The 21406-nt window shown below is 52.1% G+C and carries 17 protein-coding genes; 2 read left to right on the top strand and 15 right to left on the bottom strand.

Annotation, left to right across the window (positions count from 1 at the left end; genetic code table 11):
- Positions 1 to 139: 139 nt before the first annotated feature.
- From R2K28_RS01845 to murJ, 8 genes are all read right to left on the bottom strand, one after another.
- A complete protein-coding gene (locus R2K28_RS01845) occupies positions 140 to 3037 on the bottom strand; it encodes an EAL domain-containing protein (protein ID WP_316367723.1) in 2898 nt (965 codons plus the stop codon).
- A gap of 4 nt (positions 3038 to 3041) precedes the next feature.
- Positions 3042 to 3578, bottom strand: a complete 537-nt coding sequence (locus R2K28_RS01840; protein WP_316367722.1) for a prepilin-type cleavage/methylation domain-containing protein — start codon at positions 3576 to 3578, stop codon at positions 3042 to 3044.
- Between the two features lie 368 nt (positions 3579 to 3946).
- Positions 3947 to 4114: a type II toxin-antitoxin system RelE family toxin gene (locus tag R2K28_RS01835; RefSeq protein ID WP_335342912.1), complete on the bottom strand. Its 168-nt coding sequence runs from the start codon at positions 4112 to 4114 to the stop codon at positions 3947 to 3949.
- Positions 4115 to 4196: 82 nt separating this feature from the next.
- Positions 4197 to 4409, bottom strand: coding sequence for a type II toxin-antitoxin system RelB family antitoxin (relB, locus tag R2K28_RS01830; protein ID WP_316367721.1), 213 nt, complete (start codon positions 4407 to 4409; stop codon positions 4197 to 4199).
- Positions 4410 to 4559: 150 nt separating this feature from the next.
- Positions 4560 to 5027 (bottom strand): signal peptidase II, encoded by a 468-nt coding sequence (gene lspA / locus R2K28_RS01825; protein ID WP_316367720.1) that lies wholly within the window; start codon positions 5025 to 5027, stop codon positions 4560 to 4562.
- A 23-nt stretch (positions 5028 to 5050) separates the two neighbouring features.
- Positions 5051 to 7873 carry an isoleucine--tRNA ligase gene (ileS, locus tag R2K28_RS01820; RefSeq protein WP_316367719.1) on the bottom strand — a complete coding sequence of 941 codons (2823 nt, stop codon included), beginning with the start codon at positions 7871 to 7873 and terminating at the stop codon, positions 5051 to 5053.
- A 123-nt stretch (positions 7874 to 7996) separates the two neighbouring features.
- Positions 7997 to 8938, bottom strand: a complete 942-nt coding sequence (gene ribF, locus R2K28_RS01815; protein WP_316367718.1) for a bifunctional riboflavin kinase/FAD synthetase — start codon at positions 8936 to 8938, stop codon at positions 7997 to 7999.
- Between the two features lie 372 nt (positions 8939 to 9310).
- Positions 9311 to 10807: a murein biosynthesis integral membrane protein MurJ gene (murJ, locus tag R2K28_RS01810; protein ID WP_316367717.1), complete on the bottom strand. Its 1497-nt coding sequence runs from the start codon at positions 10805 to 10807 to the stop codon at positions 9311 to 9313.
- Between the two features lie 307 nt (positions 10808 to 11114).
- On the opposite strand from murJ, the gene rpsT reads away from it, so the two are divergent.
- Positions 11115 to 11375 carry a 30S ribosomal protein S20 gene (rpsT, locus tag R2K28_RS01805; RefSeq protein WP_316367716.1) on the top strand — a complete coding sequence of 87 codons (261 nt, stop codon included), beginning with the start codon at positions 11115 to 11117 and terminating at the stop codon, positions 11373 to 11375.
- Positions 11376 to 11438: 63 nt separating this feature from the next.
- Here rpsT and R2K28_RS01800 read toward each other — a convergent pair whose 3' ends face one another.
- The 6 genes from R2K28_RS01800 to R2K28_RS01775 all read right to left on the bottom strand — a co-directional run bounded on the left by R2K28_RS01800 (position 11439) and on the right by R2K28_RS01775 (position 16706).
- The gene (locus R2K28_RS01800; protein WP_316367715.1) at positions 11439 to 12314 is read right to left on the bottom strand and encodes a CAP domain-containing protein; all 876 of its coding nucleotides are present in this window, start codon (positions 12312 to 12314) and stop codon (positions 11439 to 11441) included.
- Between the two features lie 232 nt (positions 12315 to 12546).
- The gene (proB, locus tag R2K28_RS01795; protein WP_316367714.1) at positions 12547 to 13671 is read right to left on the bottom strand and encodes a glutamate 5-kinase; all 1125 of its coding nucleotides are present in this window, start codon (positions 13669 to 13671) and stop codon (positions 12547 to 12549) included.
- A gap of 71 nt (positions 13672 to 13742) precedes the next feature.
- Complete coding sequence (gene cgtA / locus R2K28_RS01790) at positions 13743 to 14816, bottom strand: Obg family GTPase CgtA (protein WP_316367713.1); 1074 nt, start codon at positions 14814 to 14816, stop codon at positions 13743 to 13745.
- 189 nt (positions 14817 to 15005) lie between these two features.
- Positions 15006 to 15263, bottom strand: coding sequence for a 50S ribosomal protein L27 (gene rpmA, locus R2K28_RS01785; protein WP_316367712.1), 258 nt, complete (start codon positions 15261 to 15263; stop codon positions 15006 to 15008).
- Between the two features lie 12 nt (positions 15264 to 15275).
- Complete coding sequence (rplU, locus tag R2K28_RS01780; protein WP_316367711.1) at positions 15276 to 15587, bottom strand: 50S ribosomal protein L21; 312 nt, start codon at positions 15585 to 15587, stop codon at positions 15276 to 15278.
- Between the two features lie 201 nt (positions 15588 to 15788).
- A complete protein-coding gene (locus R2K28_RS01775) occupies positions 15789 to 16706 on the bottom strand; it encodes a cation diffusion facilitator family transporter (RefSeq protein WP_316367710.1) in 918 nt (305 codons plus the stop codon).
- Between the two features lie 364 nt (positions 16707 to 17070).
- On the opposite strand from R2K28_RS01775, the gene R2K28_RS01770 reads away from it, so the two are divergent.
- Positions 17071 to 18822 (top strand): glycosidase, encoded by a 1752-nt coding sequence (locus R2K28_RS01770; RefSeq protein WP_316367709.1) that lies wholly within the window; start codon positions 17071 to 17073, stop codon positions 18820 to 18822.
- Positions 18823 to 18894: 72 nt separating this feature from the next.
- On the opposite strand, the gene R2K28_RS01765 is transcribed toward R2K28_RS01770, so the two are convergent.
- Positions 18895 to 21405 carry a putative bifunctional diguanylate cyclase/phosphodiesterase gene (locus tag R2K28_RS01765; RefSeq protein WP_316367708.1) on the bottom strand — a complete coding sequence of 837 codons (2511 nt, stop codon included), beginning with the start codon at positions 21403 to 21405 and terminating at the stop codon, positions 18895 to 18897.
- Position 21406 lies beyond the last annotated feature (1 nt).

Here is a 21406-nt window from a genome sequence, read left to right as displayed (position 1 = left end):
TCTTTTCAAATAGTGCCTGTTCTGGTTTATTACTGGTTTATTATTAGTTTATTTTTGACTGTCCTGGTTTATTTCTGGTTTATTTTATTATTGTGCAACGAAAGCCCACTCGCGTAGAACCACTTTCAACTGTAGTGGCTTAATTAGAGTGTCCGTTGATATAAGGGAGGCTCAAAGTGTCCCCTTTATACCCTATAACCTGCTTGTTATCGTGGTAAAAATGCCAAAACGCTTCACTCGATAAAGGCGGACTCATCAGAAATCCCTGCGCGATAGTAACCCCAGTTTTTATGAGAAAGTCTCTTTGCTCCTCAGTTTCAATTCCCTCCGCAATCAGGCCTAGATTGAGTTTGTCAGCAAGCGTTACCAATGAGCTGATTATGGCGGAATCGTTCTGGTTTCCAGGAAGATCTTTTATGAATAAACGGTCTATTTTCAATCTATCTGCAGGTAGCTGTTTTAGATGTTTAAGTGATGCGTAACCTGTACCAAAATCATCAATTGCTATCCTGATGCCAATGTCTCTGAGCGCATGTAATTTTTGCAGGCTGGCCTGGTAATCTTTAATGAATGCAGTTTCTGTGATCTCAATTTCCAAATTGTCTGGCCGCATACCTGTAGTCTGTAATGTATGTTTGACAGTCTCTACAAATGTTGGATTTTTAAGTTGTACACTCGAGACATTAACAGAGATATATTCCAGCTGTATTCCCTGCTTACACCAGCTTAGATAGACCTCACAGGCATGTTTCATGACCCAATTACCAATCGGCTCAATAAGACCTGTATCCTCAGCAAGTTCAATGAATAAACCAGGAGAAACAAGCGAAAACCCTGGGCGGTGCCAACGTAGTAGTGCTTCAGCACCTATCATTTTACCATTCAACAGATCTATGCTGGGTTGATAGTAAAGCTCAAATTGTCTCTCTGTTAGCGCATCAATCAGATCCTGTTCGATCTCCATCTCATCAGACAGTGAGTCCTGTAGACTTTTTGAGAAGAAAGCATGGCTGCCTGGCTTACTTCTTTTAGCCTGATACATGGCTGCATCAGCGTTTTTCAGTAAATCGATGAAAGTTTTACCATCATCAGGGTAGATGGCGATCCCCTTACTAGCGCTGATGTGGATTTCACGATTAACCAATTTGAAGGAGTCGATGAATACCCTGTCCAAGCGAGCGATAATTTCCGGTATAATGTTTCGAATAGTCGCATGGTCAGTTGTGAATAGAAATACGAATTCATCGCCAGCAAAACGACTAAGAATATCACGCCGACTAGTGAATTGTCGCAGGCGGTTGGCCAGTTGCCTGAGAAGATCATCCCCTATGACATGCCCCATTGAGTCATTGATCATTTTAAAACGATCAATATCCAGAATCATGATAGCCAACTCATGTTGCCGGGCATTAGCAAGCTGTATTGCCTTTTCAGTCTCTGATTTTATTAGCTTTCTGTTGGGTAGGCCTGTCAGAGAGTCATGATCCGCTTGGTATTGAAGCTGTTTTTTTAAAGAGATATTTGATAGGGCGCTTGCTAAGATATCACAGAACTGGGTCAATAAAGATAAGGCACTCTTCTCTTGTGTCTCAGTCGATGACTGAAGCATCACCAAGTAAGCTGTGACTTGTCCATTGTGCAGAGCAGGATAGAGTACAATTTTATCGCTGTGTGGTAGTGATGTTTCAGCCAGGATTGGCAGGAATTGGTTGGCATCATTGAGCGTTCCTTTCCAAACCATCTTTGGGAGTACTGTGGAAGATGCCATGTTTAGCATACTGCGCTCAATAAGCTTGTCGTTGTTGCTATAAATACAAGCCATTTCGTAAAAACTCGCGTGTCCTTCTATCTGTACTAATACAAAATGAGAGTCCCTTGTGAACTTTGGTAGTGCCTCATAAGCAACGAGTAAAGCAGATTTTATCGTACTTGCATTCTGTATATGAGAACTGAATTCAATCAACAAGTTTTGCTGTAGGAAATGGTTGCCGAGCTTCTCCGCCATGTTGTTAAATGAGATACCAAGCTCTTCAAACTCATCTTTGGTCTGTATTGAAACACGGGTTTTGAATATTCCCTGACTCAATTGACGTGTACCAATAAGAAGCTTTTCCAAAGGAAGCAATACTTTTCTTATTGAAAATATACTTAGTAGCACAACAAGGATAAAGGTAACGAAAACAACCTTCAGAAACACGCCTTGAAACGTGAGCACAGCCTCCATCTGTTTAGAATAAGGTAATGCAATAGCCACATTCCATTTTTCTATCTGATAATGAGGTTTTAGAAAGATTGACCAGTAAGCGGAGATCATTTCTTGTTCTTCATCACCTTGAAATACAAAGCTACTACTAAAACTTGTTTGCGCTAGTTTTACTATTTTCGAGAGCCATTTGGTATCTTGCCTTTTGTTGCAATAGATGGGCACCCCAGACTCGGTAAGGATACAGACAGCTTCACTTCGTGTACTTAACAGATCGATGTTAAGTAAGGTCTGCATATTTAATTTAGCACCAAGTAGTTCTCTGGATTTAGAGTAATCTCCCATTGGCACGAAGATAAAAACATCAACATTAGCCTGTTGGTTGTCGACGGGTTGAATTAACAAAATCGCTTTATTAGGTACGAAATTTTCATTGATTTTATCTAACAGCCGGTTGCCGCTAAGGTTGAGTTCACCATGTAGCACACGGGTAGTATTTGTAGGAGAAAGTATGAAAAGTGAATCTATACGATAAGTCTGATTAGGGTCTCTATACTGGAGGAAGTCCTTAACAGTTTTACTGTTGCCCTCGGTGAGAATAGATGCAAAAAGATCAAGTTCATCCTTGTTGTACTGCAAAACCTCAAAGATATTCATACCAATGTTCTTAGCCATCTGCCTCAACTGTTGGCTATGGTGATCTACCAGATTATCTTTGACCTTGTATAGTGTTAAACCGGTAAAAATCAACAGCGGAATGATTGCAATGGAAATAAATAGCAGAACGATTCTGCGGGAAACGCCGTTGGACAACACTTTGGATGTTATCTGCATGAAGTCAATAATCCTCAGCGTAGCCGTAGTAGGCACCATTATTGGCGCGGATTATATCATCGTGACTATGTGAGGCTGTGATCGGTGGTGAGCTTCTACCATCTTCACCCATACTATATAGATCAAAATCGGAGTTAATCGGTACCAGGTTGTGATCCTTACGCTGATGTCCTCTCCTTGCGTTACCTGCGCCTTCAATCGCAAGATACTGATACGGATTTCCCCAAGGATCTAAAATCGTCATATTTATCTCAGAGAGAGTCTCAGGATAGCGACCCATATCAATCTTGTAATCATGAAGATTGATTTCAATTCCTTGCATCACTTCCATAGCTTTGTTCGCCCTTGAATTTCTTATGTATTCTGAGTAGTTAGGTATGGCAATTGATAGTAGGATGCCAAGTACCGCCGTTATGAGTAGTAATTCAAGAACTGAAAACCCGAGTATATATTTGGTCATATGATCAAACTTGGGCTTGTGGGATAGATTGAATCCCCTTACTGTTTTTCCCATGAAAAACTTATACATACGATTAAACACATCTTTCCCCAATCAAGTACAAGTGCTCAAATTTCTAGCGACCTTTTTTTGATTTTCTTGACTTGAGTTGGGGCGCTTATCTTTGGAAATTGCCTACTAAAGAACAGCAATTGTTTGATAAAAATATAATTTAAACCAAATATCAATCACTTATCACACACCGGCATGCGGAATATCGAGTGTGATCTGGTGAGTGCAGAAAAAACTGGATATGAGAAATAATCTTGGTGACAGAGTTGGACAGAATGGAAATGGGGACTCACCATTTAAAGAAATGCGTATATGGCAATGCAACTCAATAGCTCATGCCAACTAATCAGAAAGTAACAACAAAATAAGATATCTCTTTAGCTGCGAAAAAAGGAAGGCTATCGGTAGACTTGGCGGCGATGGTTAACGGCTAATACCAGTACGACAAGCTTGTCGTTCTCAATCTGGCAAATAGCGCGATAATCACCAATCCGGTAGCGCCATAGACCTTGTATCTCATGCCTGAGTGGCTTGCCAAAACGGCGGGGATCATCATCGGTTGCTATTCGTTCTGAAAAATTGCGTAGGATTGTTCACTGTACTTGGCGGTCCAACTGGCGCAATTCACGCCTGGCACGATCATCCCACTCAACGTTCCAGATCAAGATCCGACTCCAACTCCTCCTGAGTCCAGCGCTTGGCGGGCTCCTTCAGTCGCTCAGCGGCGAGATAGGCATCCTCCAGCTCTTCCAGGTGCTCAAGGATCGCTTCACGGGCATAAAAACTCTTGGAACGACCTGTTTTGGCTGCCAGGTCGGCCAGGCGTTGTTCAATGTCATCGGGTAATCGAAGGGCTAACATAGGAAGTCTCCAGGAATGCTATACATGTATAGCAGAGTCTAGTAACGGCTGATTTGCACATCAGAGTACCCATGAAAATCCAAAAAAGTGCCACTAGTAAATACTGGGACAGCCGCCAGTCGCCAACCACTGCGCCGGAGTTAACTCGGTTCACTCACGCTTCTTAGCCAATATCAAGGCATCGTAAAGCATAATGATCACCCCGAGCGTGATCGCCGAATCGGCCACATTGAAGGCGGGAAAGTAGTGTTGCTGATAATGGAAATGGAGAAAGTCGATGACCTGGCCGAACAGGATGCGGTCGATGACGTTGCCGATGGCGCCGCCGATGATCAGGGAGAGGGCCACGGCAATCCACTGCTCGTCCCGTTTCAGGCGCCATATCCAACCGACCAATACCCCACATACGCCGATTGCCAAGACGATGAAGAACCAGCGCTGCCAGCCACCCTGGTTGCTGAGAAAGCTGAATGCCGCACCCTTGTTGTAGAGCAGGGTCAGATCGAAGATGGGCAACACCCTGACCGACTCATACAGGGTCAAGCTGGACTCGGCAATCTGTTTGGTCACCTGATCCAGCACCACCACAACCAGTGACAACCATAGCCAGCGTGTCATCCTGTCACTCCTCTCGCGCAGTCTCAGGCATAGTGACGAGTTTCACCATCCCCGACCACGTTCTCCACACAACGTCCGCAGAGTTGCGGATGTTCGGCATTGGACCCGACATCCTCCCGGTGATGCCAGCAACGGACACATTTTTCATGGGCCGAAGCCGTTACCTGGACGGCGATGGCCAACTCCTCGTCCACAACCGCATCGGCCGGCTGCTGCTCCATTGCATAGACCCGCGCCTCGGATGTAATCAGGACGAAACGCAACTCATCCCCCAAGCTATCCAGCATCGCCTTCAGTTCATCGCCACAGTAGATATTCACCTCGGCATCCAGTGATGAGTTGCCCGCGGCACGAAACGACTCCATCGCCTTGCCCACACTCTCTCTCACCGCGATTGCCCGCTGCCAGAAGTCGCGATCGAAACGATCATCGGCATCGAGGGGAAAGAGATCACCATACCACTGCTCGAGGAAAACACTGTCGCTGCGTTCCCCCGGCATCGACTGCCAGATCTCGTCCGCGGTGAAGCTGAGGATCGGCGCCAGCCAGCGCACCATCGCCTCGATGATGTGATACATGGCGGTCTGGCAGGAGCGGCGCGGCAGGCTGTCGGCCTGTGTGGTGTACTGCCGGTCCTTGATGATGTCGAGATAGAAGCCGCCCAGCTCATTGACACAGAAGTTATGGATCTTCTGGTAGATGAGGTGGAACTGGTAGTTGGCATAGGCCTCCACGATCTCCTGCTGCAGCTGCAGGGTACGATCCACCACCCAGCGGTCGAGTTCGATCATCCGTTCCGGTGCGACCTGGTTCTGCGTCGGATCGAAGCCATTCAGATTGGATAGCAGAAAGCGCGCCGTGTTGCGGATCCGGCGATAGGCGTCCGAGGTACGCTTGAGGATCTCGTCGGAGACACTCATCTCGTTGCGATAGTCGGTGGCCGCCACCCAGAGACGGATGATATCGGCGCCCAATGTCTTCAGCACCTTCTGCGGCGCCACCACGTTGCCCAGGGACTTGGACATCTTGCGGCCCTCGGCATCCACGGTAAAGCCGTGGGTCAATACCTCTTTATAGGGCGCACAATCGTTCATCGCCACCGAGCTCATCAGTGAGGATTGAAACCAACCGCGATGTTGATCGGAGCCTTCGAGATAGAGATCGGCGGGAAACTTCAGTCCCTCCCGGGCATCGAGCACACAGTGGTGGGAGACACCGGAATCGAACCAGACATCCAGGGTGTCAGTGACCTTCTCATAGTCAGCCGCCTGATCACCAAGCAGGGTATCGGGAGAGAGGTTGAACCACGCCTCGAAGCCCGACGCTTCTACCAGTTTCGCCACCTGTTCGATCAGCTCCGGGGTCTGGGGATGGAGATCGCCACTCTGCTTGTGGATGAACAGGGTGATCGGTACCCCCCAGGTGCGCTGCCTGGAGATACACCAGTCGGGCCGGTTCTCCACCATACCCTTGATACGCGCCAGGCCCCAGTCCGGCATCCAGGTCACCTTGTCGATCTCCCGCAAGGCAGCCTCCCGCAGGCCGCTCTGATCCATGCTGATGAACCATTGGGGTGTGGCGCGGAAGATGATCGGGGTCTTGTGGCGCCAGCAGTGGGGATAGCTGTGGCGCAGCCGCTCTTCATGCATCAGGGCGCCACGCTGTTTCAGTACATCGATCACCTTCTCGTTGGCGGCCAGGACATGCTCACCGGCAAACAGGGGGGTTCCCTCCAGGAAACAGCCATTGCTGCCCACCGGGTTGTCCACCGGCAGGTCGTAGCGAACACCCACCAGATAGTCATCAAGGCCGTGGCCCGGGGCGGTGTGAACCGCACCGGTACCCGCCTCTAGGGTGACATGTTCACCAAGAATCACCGGCACCTGGCGATCATAGAAGGGGTGCTGCAGCTTCACTCCCTCGAACGCCTCACCCTTGGCATAACCCGCCACATGGTAGTGTTCGATCCCGTAGCGGTCCATGACATCCTTGAGCATCGCCTCGGCGATCACCATCCGCTGCTTGCCATGCTGACCCTCGAACGCCACCACGGCGTATTCCAGGGAAGGGTTCAAGGCCACCGCCTGGTTGGCCGGCAGTGTCCAGGGAGTGGTGGTCCAGATCACCATCGAGACCGGGCCCTCTCCGCAACCTTCCGGACCATGGTGACAGCGCGCCTCAAGATCGGTCTCATCGACCACATAGAAGCGCACATCGATGGCGAAGGAGTCCTTGTCCTGATACTCCACCTCCGCCTCGGCCAGGGCGGAACCGCAATCGGTACACCAGTGCACCGGCTTATAGCCCTTCTGCACATGCCTGTTGGCGACAATCCGGCCCAGGGAGCGGATGATATCGGCCTCGAACTGGTGGTCCATGGTCAGGTATGGATTGTCCCAGTCACCCAATACACCCAGGCGCTTGAAGTCCTCCCGCTGACCGTTGACCTGCTTGGCGGCATACTCACGGCAGGCCTTGCGAAACTGTCCGGTGGTCACCTTCTTGCCCGGTTTGCCGATCTTCTTCTCCACCTGCAACTCAATCGGCAGACCATGGCAGTCCCAACCCGGCACATAAGGGGCGTCATAGCCGTCCAGGGTACGGCTCTTGACGATCACATCCTTGAGAATCTTGTTCACCGCGTGGCCGATATGGATCTCGCCATTGGCATAGGGCGGTCCATCATGCAGGATAAAACCGGGCCGGCCGGCGCTGACTTCGCGAATCCTTTTATATAGATCTTTCTGCTGCCACTTTTTCAGCATCTCCGGCTCACGCTGGGCCAGATTACCGCGCATGGGAAAATCGGTTTTGGGTAGATTGAGGGTTTGCTTGTAATCGCTCACTTACGGCTGCCTGTTGTGGGTGCGAAAAAATAGAGTATTGAAACTCAAAATTGCGCCGGGCGCAAAATATTCCAGCACGATTCCAGTCTATCTAACCATAAACAACATCGAATTTAGGTGGCGTCAGGCGTTGTCTGCAACACCCAATATTGCCCTGGCCTGGTCCGCGTCGCGCAGGATCTGTTGTCGCAGCAATTCAAACGTGTCAAATCGCTGCTCCTCCCTCAGTTTGCGCACAAACTCCACCGAGACATGCTCCCCATAGACCTCCCGGTTGAAATCGAACAGGTGCACTTCCAATAGATAGCGGTGATCTCCTTCAACCATAGGTCGGTTTCCAATGTTAGCCACACCAGGCAGGTCTTTTACACCGAAGCCATCCAGCTTGACCGCATACACCCCATGCAGCGGACTCACCCTGCGATGCATGTTGATATTCATGGTGGGGAATCCGATGCTGCGCCCCCGTTTGTGACCATGAGCCACCCGGCCGCACAGCCGGTAGGGTCGTCCCAGGCACTGGGCGGCGCCTTCCAGGTCGCCAAGGGTGAGGAGCTCCCTGATCCGGGTGCTGCTGACACGGTCCGCATCCAGCTTGTAGGTGTTCATATTCTCCACCTCGAAAGCGTATTCCCTGCCCATCCTGCGCAACAACTCGAAATCACCCTCGCGTCCTCGGCCGAAGCGAAAATCGTCACCCACCGAGAGAAAGCGTGTCCCCAACCCCTCCACCAGCAGCTCCTTGACAAAGGCGTCGGCAGGCATGGCCGCCAAGCGCTTGTTGAACTCCAATACCACCACCCGCTGCACCCCGGTCTCCTTGATTGCCTGTAGCTTTTCCCGCATACGGGTAAGCCTGGCCGGCGCGGATGCAGCCTGAAAAAATTCCCGGGGCTGGGGCTCGAAGGTGACAACGGTGGTGGGCAGATCCAGTTCCACCCCCTTTTCCATGAGGTGGCGAAAGACCGATTGATGGCCCAGGTGGACACCATCGAAATTACCGATAGTGGCCACGCAGCCATGGTGATCAGGTTTCAGATTGTGTAGTCCGCGAACCAGTTGCATTGATTAACCGCCCAAACTCGAGCGGTCAATTATAGGGCCTGTGGGAAAATTGGACATCCCTGATTGAAGATTCGCTTAATCCCTCTCCTTTCCTGGGTCAAATGAGGCAGTGTCGGCCGTGATTTAAAAATGTCTGCCAGGACAGCAAATCGTCCTGACAGACAACACGCACCCAGTCATCGACCTGCAGGTGAATTGCTTGGCTTGAAAACTCAAACCTATTTCTTGCGTAGGGTGCGGCTTGCCGCACCGTTGAAGTATTAGCGCCATGCTGATACTTAGGTGTTGGTGCGGCAAGCCGCACCCTACGATTAACCGCAAACGAACGCCAATAACAGTAAAGACCCGGAAAAGGAAAATAGAGATCACGCCCTATCGATTTATACTCCGAAAATGGCTGGGGCGGGTGCCCAGGAGAAACAGTGTCAGAAAGTAGACCAGGATGGCTGAGGCAATCAGCCCGGCCAACCGCCACACCCTAGAGGAAGTGGAATCCGCCAGCCATTCGCCGATATCCCCTACCCCCCACAAGAGCAGTGCAGCCATAATCAGCGAGGCTGCCAGGGTACGTGACAACAATACCGCCCAGCCCTTTGTCGGGGTATAGATACCCCCTTTTCTCAAGGCATGGTAAAGAAGATAGGCATTCAATCCCGAAGAGATCGTGGTCGCCAACGCCAAGCCGGCATGGGCCAGGGGGAATACCAGGAGAAGATTCAGCAGCATATTCACACTCATGGCAATGATGCCGATCCTGACCGGCGTCTTGGTATCCTGACGACCATAGAAACCGGGGGCGAGGACCTTGATCAGCATGATTGCCATCAACCCCGGGGCATAGGCCATCAGGCTCTTTGTCGCCATCCCCACATCGTGATGATCGAAGGCCTCGGAAAAGAACAGGGTGGCCAGCATCGGCCCGGCCAACAGAAACAGGCCCACCGCGGCCGGCAGGCCGAACAGGATATTCAGGCGCAGGGCCCAATCCAGGGTGCCGGAGAAGGCTTCAGGGGAGTTTTCCGCATGCCTGCGTGAGAGACTGGGCAGAATCACTGTACCCAGGGCAACACCCAGCACTCCCACGGGAAACTCCATCAAGCGGTCCGAATAGTAGAGCCAGGAGATGCTCCCGCTGACAAGGAACGAGGCGATAAGGGTATCCAGGAGCAGATTGATCTGACTCACCGAGACACCGAAGAGTGCGGGCACCATCAGACGCATGACCCGCACCACACCCGGATCCTTGAATGCTACCCGAGGTCTGGGAAAGAGTTTGACCCGCCACAGGAAGGGCAATTGAAACAGAAACTGGACCATGCCCGCAATCAGGACTCCCCACGCCAGGGCCACGATCGGCCGCTCCATCATGGGAGAGAGCCAGATCGCACACCCTATGAGGGAGAGATTCAGCAGCACCGGGGTGAAGGCGGGCACCCAGAAGCGATTGTAGGTATTCAGAATACTGCCGGAAAAAGCGGTCAGGGTGATGAAGAACAGATAGGGGAAGGTCAGGGTGAGCATCTCCACTGTCAGCTCATACTTGCCCTCACTCTCATTCCAGAATCCCGGCGCGAATATCATCACCAGTATCGGCGCCGCCACCACCCCCACCAGGGAGACCAACAGCACCACCAACCCCAGGGAGCCCGCCATATGATCGGTGAACCTCTGCAGCTCCAGCTTGTTCCTTTTGGTCCGGTATTCGGTCAGTACCGGTACGAAGGCCACCGAGAATGAGCCTTCGGCAAACAGGCGACGCAGAAAATTGGGGATCTTGAAGGCCACGAAAAAGGCATCGGTGGCCGCACTGGCGCCAAACCAATGGGCGAACACCAGATCCCGGACAAAGCCGAGGATACGTGACAGCATGGTATGGCTGCCCACTGCGGTAAAGGCGCGAAAAAACGAGGCCAGGGTCGGGTCCTTGTATCTAACGTGTATGAACCAGGGTCAATCCGCGGCGCAAACGGGGTTGAGGTTCCCTGGCGAACTCCGCAACGCTGTTGATTACCCATCCAATACCCAGGCAACCTGCTGAGGAGTGCGCGTGCCAGATTGCGGCCGCTGAGGCGACCATACCAGCAGAAAGGTGCCGGATCAAAGATGTTGACATGGGGGAGAATATTAGGGAGAATTCGCCCCCTTTAAAAAGCTAGTTTCATCCCAGGAGAAAACCTTGGCCAACTCAGCCCAAGCACGTAAACGCGCCCGCCAGGCCGATAAAAGACGCGGCCGGAACCAGGCCCAGCGCAGTGAAATGCGTACCCACATCAAGCGGGTAGTAAAACTGATCGCCGCAGGGTCCAAAGATAGCGCCGTAGAAGCCTACAAACAGGCCGTGCCAGCTATTGACAACGCTGTCAGCAAGGGTTTGATCCACAAGAACAAGGCTGCGCGTCATAAAAGCCGCCTGAATGTGCAGATCAAGGCCATGTGAACCATCACGAATCCGCAAAAAACCGGCCGATGGCCGGTTTTTTTTGCTTGTCGGGTACTTGGCTCAGGCGAGAGGCCCGCAATCAGATCCCGTTTCCCTTCTCCGGTGTCCTACTGCAAAGAGGCCCGCCAGCGCGGAACCCAACAGCCAAAAGGCCCCGGGCAGGGGCACAGGATCCACGATTTCGTCGCCAGTGAAATCCTGGGTCCAGTAGGTATGTAAAGGGAAGGTGATTTCGTCTTCATCCCCGAGGATAGGCGCTGAATCGTCCGACTCCCAGAAATAACCCACACCGACCCGGTCAAACAGGCGACTGAGGATGTTTTCACGATGGCCTTGACTGCCCATCCAACCGCCGTCACTTCGATAGTTGGATGCCTCTCTTCTATGGCTATACCAGGCGTCCCACTGAGCACCGGTAATACCATCCCCCACCCTATCCCAACTGTTCCAACTATCTTGCGGATCGGTGAAGAAGAACGAATTCAGATCGGCAATATCAACTGTACCGTACATAACACTGTGTGCAGCATCCACGGGTTGCATCTGTTCCAAAGGCGTGAAGGTGCGGCCATGCCCGCCGGCGATGTTCTCGCCACCGTAAGTCCAGTCCACATGACCAACGTCACGGAGACGATCCACAAAGGTTACTCCATTACTACCTTCCAGAGTTGTATGACTGAAGAAGTCATTGGTGGCCATGGACCGGGAGTGTCCCCGGGCTGAATCGTGCAGCTGGTCATTCTGCACGAGGGGGGGCAGGTTATTGAGCGTTCGCTGTTGGTTAACGAGATCAAACACAGCCGTTTCTCGGGGCGACCAAACCGCCCCACTGATGTCGAAGGAAGCGATGAGGCCCAGCATCGACAGCAGATATAAAGATAATTTCAGCAGGGGTGAATTTCGACTTCCCTCTGTTTTGTAAATAGCATATTCCATCTATCCCACTCCTTTAGGTCCTGCTATCCCGCATCCCTTGTAAAACAGTTCATTGTTACTATCCAGGCATTCGTTCCTGGGTTGTGACCAGTTTTATCGAGCTGGCAATCCTAAGTCTGTGATTGAACACACACTTCAATCCTCTGTAACCAGATTGATAGACCCCATCACCTGTTTGAGTATCTGAGAACACTGTTCAGTGTCAGTGTTGCTTTTAACCTGGCCCGACCTACTACAGTAACACCAGATTATCCCGATGGATCAGCTCGTCCTCATCCACGTAACCCAGTACCCCCTCGATCATGCTGCTGGGTTTCCCCATAATCCGCTGGGTCTCCTGGGCATTGTAGTTGACCAGGCCACGGGCGATTTCATCACCGGCATTGTTCAGGCAGACCACTACCTCACCACGGGCAAAATCACCCTCCACACCAGACACGCCGACAGCCAGCAGACTGCTGCCCTGTTCACGCAGCACACGTACCGCACCCTCATCCAGGGTAAGGCTGCCACGGGGTTGCAACTGCCCTGCCAACCAGCGTTTTCTTGCGGCCTGAGGCTCCTGTACCGGCATCAGCAATGTGCCAACCCGTTCACCGCGGCTGATGGTCTCCACAACCCGATCCCGAAGCCCCGAGGCGATCACCGTACCGGTACCCGAGCGTGCCGCAAGCCTGGCGGCCCGCACCTTGGTCACCATGCCGCCGAGTCCGAGCCCACCAACACTCCCCCCCGCCACGGCATCCAGCTGAGGATTGTCGACCCGGGTCTCATGGAACAGGGCAGCCGAGGGATTGAAGCGGGGATCGGCGTCGAACAATCCCTCCTGATCGGTGAGCAGGAGCAACAGGTCAGCCTCGATCAGGTTGGCCACCAGGGCCGCCAGGGTATCGTTATCCCCAAAGCGGAGCTCATCGGTGGTCACGGTATCGTTTTCATTCACCACGGGTACCACGCCCAACTCAAGCAGGGTGCGCAGGGTGGAGCGGGCATTCAGGTAGCGGGAGCGATCATCCAGGTCGTTGCGGGTCAGGAGGATCTGCGCGGTATGCAGTCCATACTTTTGAAAGCAGGCCTCCCAGGCATGCACCAGGCCCATCTGACCGATAGCCGCTGCCGCCTGCAGTTCATTCAGGTTGTGCGGACGCTGGCTCCAACCCATGCGACTCATGCCTTCGGCAACGGCGCCGGATGAGACCAGTAGAATCTCATGCCCGGCATGCCTCAGTGCCGCCATCTGCTCGACCCAGCCGGCAAGCACATCATGGGAGAGCCCTTTGCCATCGGCGGTAAGCAGTGCGCTGCCGATCTTTATCACCCAGCGTTTGGAGGTAGCGATCTTTTCCCGGGTAATCATTAATCCGTCACCGTGCTATTCAACGACCTGGGGCCGGTAAAAACGGATCCGAAAGGATCCGCAGTTCTGTCTCAACCTCGCAGAGGATCCCAGGACTCATCGTCCGTCTCTTCATCCAGCGACCTCTCCGCATGCCAGATTGCTTCCAGCCGCTGCATGAGATCGCCGATCAGACTTTTCACCCCTTCCCCTGTAACTGCAGAGACGCCATAAACAGGCCCATCCCACTCTACCGCCTCAAGCAACTCTCTACACCGTTCATCAAATGTCTCATCTGGCAGCAGATCTTTTTTATTCAGCACCAACCATCGCTCTTTGTCCACAAGCTCCGCCGAATAGCGTGATAACTCCTGTTCGATCTGTTTCACCTCAACGGCGTAATCCACACTCTCATCCAGGGGGGCCACGTCCACCAGGTGTAGCAGCAGACGTGTACGCGACAGGTGTTTGAGAAACTGCAGTCCCAAACCCGCCCCCTCCGCAGCCCCCTCGATCACACCGGGTATATCCGCGACCACAAAGCTGCGTCCGCTACCCAGACTCACCACTCCCAGATTGGGGTAGAGGGTGGTGAATGGATAATCGGCAATCTTCGGACGGGCGCTGGAGATACGACTGATCAGGCTCGACTTACCCGCATTCGGCATCCCCAGCAGGCCCACATCCGCCAGCAGGATCAATTCCAGATTGAGCTCGCGTCGCTCACCGGGTGTTCCATGGGTGAACTGGCGCGGGGTACGGTTGGTACTGCTCTTGAAGTGCACATTTCCGATCCCCCGCTCACCTCCCTTCGCCACCAAAAGCTCCTGCTGGTGATGCAACAGCTCACCCAGCAACTCACCGGTCTCCCCTTCCAACACCCGGGTTCCCACGGGCACCCGGACATGCAGATCCTGTCCCTTGCGGCCGCTCCGCTCCCGTCCCATGCCGTTCTGACCCCGTTCAGCCTTATGCATGCGCTGGGTTCGAAAGTCGACCAGGGTGTTCAATCCGCTGTCGGCAACCAGATAGACGCTGCCCCCATTACCCCCATCCCCCCCGTCGGGTCCGCCTTTGGGGATATATTTCTCGCGGCGAAAACTGGCACAGCCGTTCCCTCCGTCCCCGGCAACCACTTTGATCCTGGCTTCGTCTACAAATTTCATGGCAAGAGTTTGGACTGGATTGGTTGGAATATAACGCAAAGCACGCCAAGAAGCGCTATGTACGCAATGTTAATTGATTCACCATGGCACTCTTTGCGTTTCTTGGCGTACTTTGCGTTATAAATGGCTCTAAAACGTAAAAAGCCCCGTCATTTGACGAGGCTTTACAGGGTTCCATTTGCGTGAAGCCTAGTCGATGACGATACTCACATATCTGCGATTACGCGGCCCCTTCACATCGAACTGAACCTTACCGTCAGCCTTTGCAAACAGGGTATGGTCCTTGCCAATGCCTACGTTGACACCGTTGTGGAACTGGGTGCCGCGCTGGCGAACAATGATATTACCCGCCTTGACCGACTCACCGCCGTAGATCTTCACGCCCAAGCGTTTGGATTCTGAATCGCGACCGTTTCGTGTACTGCCGCCTGCCTTTTTATGTGCCATCTAACTCTCTCCTCAGCCGCTGATGCCGGTCACTTGAAGTTCGGTGTACCACTGCCGGTGCCCCTGACGCTTCATGTGGTGCTTACGACGGCGGAACTTGATGATCTTGACCTTCTTGCCCCGGCCGTGGGATTTAACGGTAGCGGTAACCTTTCCGCCATCCACATAAGGCGCACCGACCTTGACGTCATCACCGTTGGTGATCATCAACACCTTGTCCAGCTCGACGGAGGCCCCCTCATCAGCGGTCAACATTTCGACCTTGATGGTGTCGCCTTCCGAAACACGATACTGTTTGCCGCCGGTTTGAATTACCGCATACATTGCTTGAATCCCCGAAAAAAATAGCGTTACGCCCCGCCAAACAACCGGGCGAGGTAAAGAGCGGGAATTCTACCCACAAGCCCCATGCCGGTCAACCATAAAGATCGGTGGCAGGTGCCAAGGGCGAGAAAAGAATCGTGGTTTCCTGGGCGCGTGCAAATCAACCCGACAAGGAACCTTGGCTAACACCCTAAAACAATTCTAACCATTTGATGAAAAACGTTTTTCAGCCTCTATAAAGACTCTTTTCACATGCGGGAATCGCAGTTTGATCTGCCTATCCATAACGCCAATCGCCCTCTCCACCTCATCCGCGGTGATAGCGTCCCTGAAATCGATGCTCATATTGACCAACACAAAATCCGGTCCCATATGCATGGTCAGCACCTCGTTGACGCACTCTACCGCGACATCCTGGCCTGCCATCTCCCGGATCCCCTCTACCACTGCCTGGCTGGCGCTCTCCCCAATCAGCAGACCCTTGGTCTCGTAGGCCAGCCAGACAGCTGTGCCGACCAGGATCAGGCCAATGACGACCGAGGCTATTCCGTCAAACAGGTAGTTACCGGTAATCTGGGCCAATGCAACCCCCGCGAAGGCAACGATGAGTCCAAGCATTGCGGCGGTATCCTCGAACAGGACCACGAATATGGAAGGGTCCTTGGCGCGTTGCACTGCTTCCAGATAGCCCCATTTGCCCTTAGCACGGGTGAATTCGCGAAACGCGAACATCCAGGCGGCCCCCTCGAACAGCATCGCCAATCCGAGTACCACATAGTTAATCAAGGGATTCGCTATCGGTTCAGGATGCTGCAGATGTTTGATACCTTCGTAGATTGAGATGCCCCCGCCGAGGGCAAAGATCAGGATGGCCACGATGAAGCTCCAGAAATAGATCTCCTTACCGTGGCCGAAGGGGAATTCCGGGCCCGCCGGACGCTTTGATCTGGCAATTCCATACAGCAGGAGACCCTGGTTGCCGGTATCCACCAATGAGTGGATGCCTTCGGAAAGCATGGCGGAACTGCCTGTGATAAATGCAGCGGCGAACTTGGTTATGGATATCAAACTGTTTCCAATCAATGCCGCAAAGATGACCTTTTTCGAACCCGAAGCCATTTATCACTCCCAATTAAGATTGCATCCAACATCCATAGGCAATGCCCAGGCACAGAGTCGCTCAGTATATCCATTTGGCATCCGAACCGATAACCAAAACCTATCTGTCATGGACTCAGCAGCAGGCGCCAAATCGAACACACTGCAACGGAATCAGGCATAACCCGGGATCCCCGGGTTTCCCTGTCCGAGTCAGTTCACACAACATTAAAAAACCACTTAATCTCGACTCCATTCTGCCGCCAACAGGAGTGACGGTCTTAATTAAACGTCAGTTGTAATCTGGATTCGAGACGATATAATCCCCAAGGTTCGTTTCACTCTAGAAACAACAACAAAACAATGAGTTAAAGCAGGATCCAAGATGAGTGCCGAACACAGCGGTAATCGACAACCATTCCCGAACGGGGTAATGCTGAACGCCTATCCGGATAGTATCGGTGGCAAGCTTTCCGATATGGTCACGCTTTTGCAACATCCGGAACTCAAGGATACATTCTCCCAGTTCTATATCCTGCCCACCTTTTTCAACAGTGATCTCGACCGCGGCTTCTCCATCATCGACTATGACCTGAATGACGAACTCGTCTGCGAACAGGATCTGGAGGCATTGAGCGACCTCAATATCACCTTCAAATTTGATCTTATCCTCAATCACCTGTCAGTGGCATCACCACAATTCAAGGACCTGCTGACCCATGGCGACACATCGGAGTACAAACACTTCTTCGTCGATTGGAACGAGTTTTGGCGGACTCACGGGCATATGGCAGATGAGGGTTATGTGGTACCGAAGGAGGAGTATTTAAACAAGCTCTTCATGCGCAAACCCGGACTGCCGATCCTAAAGGTCGGTTTTCCTGATGGTTCCCAACGTCCCTACTGGAACACCTTCTATCAGCAAGTCAATTACAAATCGGTGAGTGCCAATGATTTCACCGGCATTCAGGGTGTAACCCACGAAGCTGCAAAAACGATTGCAACCATTGTAAATGAGAACATAGAGACAGAATCGGATGCGGATCAGTTCAACCTGGACGGCTATGCCCACTACAAGAGTGAAATCCTCGAGGTGCTTGATCGCAACCGGAACTACCTGGGACAGATGGATCTGAATGCGAAGTCAGAGAAGGTCTGGCAATTCTATGAAGAGACGCTGAAGAAACTAAAGGGCTATGGGGCCAAGATAGTCAGGCTTGACGCCTTCGCCTATCTGCATAAAGAACCCGGGGAGAGCAATTTCTTCAACCGGCCAGGAACCTGGGAGTACCTGGAACGACTCAAACAGACCGCAAATCGCTATGATTTGACCATCTTTCCCGAGATCCATTCAGAATATGGCGCCGGACTGCATGAAGAGGTGGCTGAAAAAGGCTATCCGATCTACGACTTCTTTTTCCCTGGGCTTGTGATCGACGCCCTCGAACATGCCACAAACAAACATCTGCTCAACTGGATCAACGACATTCAGGAGAAAGAACTCCAAACCATCAACATGCTCGGTTGTCATGACGGTATTCCCCTACTCGACCTGAGAGGCAGCGAGATGAATGGCGTCAAGCGGGAAGGCTTGTTGGATGACGATAAGATCGAGACCCTGATTGAGCGAATTATCGAGCGCGGTGGCAGGGTGAAAAACCTGTATGGCCCAGACGGCAAGAAGATCGCATATTATCAGGTCAATGCAACCTTCTTCAGTGCGCTAGGCGAGGATGAAAACAAACTGCGCCTTGCACGTGCGATACAACTATTCATGCCAGGCATACCACAGGTCTGGTACCTAGACCTGTTTGCCGGCAAGAATGATTATTGGGCAGCAGACATGGGGGGGACAGCCGGGCATAAAGAGATCAACCGTACCAACATCCCCCTGGAAACTGCTGAATCAGGTCTGAAGAAACAGATCGTCAGAGACCAGCTTGAACTGATTCGTCTGCGCAACAGCTCAAATGCATTCAAGGGCGAACTGGAGATACACCGCTGCGAATCCCATCTCCTGCACTTAACCTGGAAGCATACAAGCGCAACCGCAACCTTGAAGGCAGACTTACACAGTTGTCACTTCAGCATCGAACATAGGGATAGTAAAGGAAACAGTAGCCTTCTGAGCTTCTGAACCAACACCCGATCCAATACCAGCCCCAGCAAATACATTTCATAATCCAGGGTAGTCAGACAACGCCAACCGTTAGCGAATACCAGTCAATCGCTCACCAGCGAACAATCCGCCATGAATGGAGTCGCGCCCATCTAACAATCTTACCAACTCTGCAGCGGGTAGCGGGTGACTGAAGTAGTAGCCCTGCAATTCATCACAACCATACTGATCCAGGCGAGTGACCTGGGATTCACTCTCCACACCTTCAGCGATAACCTCGAGGTTCAAGCGTTTGGCCATATTGATAATGGTCAGAGTGATCTCCCGGACATCGTCATCAGTGACTATGCCACGGGTAAAAGAACGATCAATCTTTATCCTGTCCAGCGGGAAGTGCTGTAGATTACTCAATGACGAGTATCCAGTACCAAAATCATCGATTGCCAGCTTAATCCCAAGCTCTTTCAGGGCACGCATTCCTGCCTTCGCCTCCTCAAGGTTCTGCATGACTGCACTTTCAGTGATCTCCAGCTCTAGTTGAGCGGGATCAAGACCACTCTTTTCAAGGGTATCGCACACCTCTGCGAACAGATTCTGATCGACAAATTGCAGGGGCGACAGGTTAACCGCCAAGCGCAACGGGCCGAGACCGCTCTCATTCCATTGCTGTACTTGATGACAGGCTGTATGCAACACCCACCTGCCTATCTCCCTGATCAGACCGGTATGTTCCGCCACCGGAATAAAGGTACCTGGATAGACCAGGCCAAGCTTTGGATTATGCCAGCGCAACAAAGCCTCAACACCGATCAAACGACCACTTCCCGTGACAATCTGCGGTTGATAGTAGACCTCGAACTCATCCCGCTTTATTGCGCTTATCAATGCCTGCTCAAGCTGTGAGCGCTGCTCCACCTCTTTCGCCACTTGCATGGAATAGATACAAGTGTCCGTAGAGTGCCTGATGCGGGCACTGAACATCGCCATACTGGCATCACGTAACAGCGCATCCCCGTCCTGACTCTCTTGGGGCCACAAACTGAGCCCCATGCGTGGTGTCAGAAAGAGCTGGGATTGCTCGACCTGGAGTGGTTCCTGTAATACGTTAAGTAGATTTTTTGCTACCTGTTGCGCACTTTCGCCATCACTCAGGCCTTCGATCAAAACACCAAAATCATCACCATTTAGATGAACCACCATGTCGTCACTACGCACGGCATTGCGCATTCGTTGTGCTATGGCACGTAGCAATTGATCAGCATCGGATCGTCCCAGAAATTCTCCAGCAGAGCCCGACCATTGGATGTTCACGATTATCAAGGCAGCTATCTTGCCATCCCTGTTATTTTCTTTACTCAGCCTATTCAACCTGTCTTCCAAGGCATACTGGTTTGGTAGATCGGTGGCAGCATTGTGCAGCGCCTGATGATGCATGCGGTCACTGAGGGAACGATTGATACGCCGCTCATGTAACAGAGAGAAGACTCCCCAGAGGGGAAACCCAAGAATCAAGGAGGCCGTGGAGGCCATGGGTGGAAACCATAGTTGCTCTACATACATCGCAATCCCTGCAACAGCAGGAATGCCTAATACACACATAAAGAAGATAATAATTGCCGAAGGAAAACTTGCGTTAAACATGAATAGTGCGGCAATTGCAGTTACCAGGAGGGTCAACACAAGGTAATGTGCTGTGCCTATCTCCCTGATCAAGGTCCCTTGCAACAGTCCACTCAATACATGGGCATTCACTTCGACCCCAGGCATGCGTTGATGAACGAGTGAGACCGGCGTCGACATAACATCGCCTAAACCGGTTGCAGTCGAGCCGACCAGAACATACTTATCCTTGACCAAGGACGCCGCCTCATCATCACTCAATAAAATATGTGCAGACAAAACCTTAACAGCATCGGGATTGGGATCGAAGGGAATCAGAAAACGTCTATCGCGTATCCACCCTATATGTTCAACATGTGGAGCCTGATTTCCATCTACCTGCTCCGCCAGGGGTGACACACCCGCTACTTGTAACAGTGCCAGCGAAAGCGCCGGCCAATGTGCATCACTGATACCGGCATTGAGATAGAAACTGCGGCATAAACCATCTCTGTCTATTTCGAAGTCCACATGCCCCACACCAGCTGCTGCCTCTGCCAGCAGGGTCAGCGGCAGCACCTCGGTGATCGGCATTTCCGGCCCTGGATTACTTGGAGCAACCACCAGTACCGTTCTACCATTCCGTTCGATGGCTTGTGCGAATATGCTGTCCGCCTGGGAATCAGCGGTCTCGGATTCAGCGAACAGGATGTCGAAGGCAACTGTTTTGGCCCCCATATCGGTGAGGCGGTCGAGCATCTGACCATGCACTCGCCGTGACCAGGGCCACTGACCAAGACTGTTCAGGCTGACATCATCGATGGCGACCACAAGCACTTCATCACTGACTCGGTTGTCCTGCAGATTGAGAAAATAGTCATACAGAAGGAGATCGATGCGTTGCACAGCGGCATTACCACTGATTAGATAGGCGAGCACTATCAGCGTGACAACCGGGATGATTCCCCGCTGATAGAGCTTTTTTATCAGTGGGTAGAGCATC

It is taken from the genome of Candidatus Thiodiazotropha sp. CDECU1 (assembly GCF_963455295.1).
GTDB lineage: Bacteria > Pseudomonadota > Gammaproteobacteria > Chromatiales > Chromatiaceae > Thiodiazotropha.
Note: the sequence above shows the minus strand (reverse complement) of the source record. Positions and strands in the feature narration are given on the sequence as shown.

Bases quoted from the DNA above. Each gene is read 5' to 3' on its own strand.
- R2K28_RS01845 (WP_316367723.1), bottom strand. From the start codon at position 3,037: ATGCAGATAACATCCAAAGTGTTGTCCAACGGCGTTTCCCGCAGAATC.
- relB (WP_316367721.1), bottom strand. From the start codon at position 4,409: ATGTTAGCCCTTCGATTACCCGATGACATTGAACAACGCCTGGCCGAC.
- lspA (WP_316367720.1), bottom strand. From the start codon at position 5,027: ATGACACGCTGGCTATGGTTGTCACTGGTTGTGGTGGTGCTGGATCAG.
- ribF (WP_316367718.1), bottom strand. From the start codon at position 8,938: ATGCAACTGGTTCGCGGACTACACAATCTGAAACCTGATCACCATGGC.
- murJ (WP_316367717.1), bottom strand. From the start codon at position 10,807: ATGCTGTCACGTATCCTCGGCTTTGTCCGGGATCTGGTGTTCGCCCAT.
- R2K28_RS01800 (WP_316367715.1), bottom strand. From the start codon at position 12,314: ATGGAATATGCTATTTACAAAACAGAGGGAAGTCGAAATTCACCCCTG.
- proB (WP_316367714.1), bottom strand. From the start codon at position 13,671: ATGATTACCCGGGAAAAGATCGCTACCTCCAAACGCTGGGTGATAAAG.
- cgtA (WP_316367713.1), bottom strand. From the start codon at position 14,816: ATGAAATTTGTAGACGAAGCCAGGATCAAAGTGGTTGCCGGGGACGGA.
- rpmA (WP_316367712.1), bottom strand. From the start codon at position 15,263: ATGGCACATAAAAAGGCAGGCGGCAGTACACGAAACGGTCGCGATTCA.
- rplU (WP_316367711.1), bottom strand. From the start codon at position 15,587: ATGTATGCGGTAATTCAAACCGGCGGCAAACAGTATCGTGTTTCGGAA.
- R2K28_RS01775 (WP_316367710.1), bottom strand. From the start codon at position 16,706: ATGGCTTCGGGTTCGAAAAAGGTCATCTTTGCGGCATTGATTGGAAAC.
- R2K28_RS01770 (WP_316367709.1), top strand. From the start codon at position 17,071: ATGAGTGCCGAACACAGCGGTAATCGACAACCATTCCCGAACGGGGTA.
- R2K28_RS01765 (WP_316367708.1), bottom strand. From the start codon at position 21,405: ATGCTCTACCCACTGATAAAAAAGCTCTATCAGCGGGGAATCATCCCG.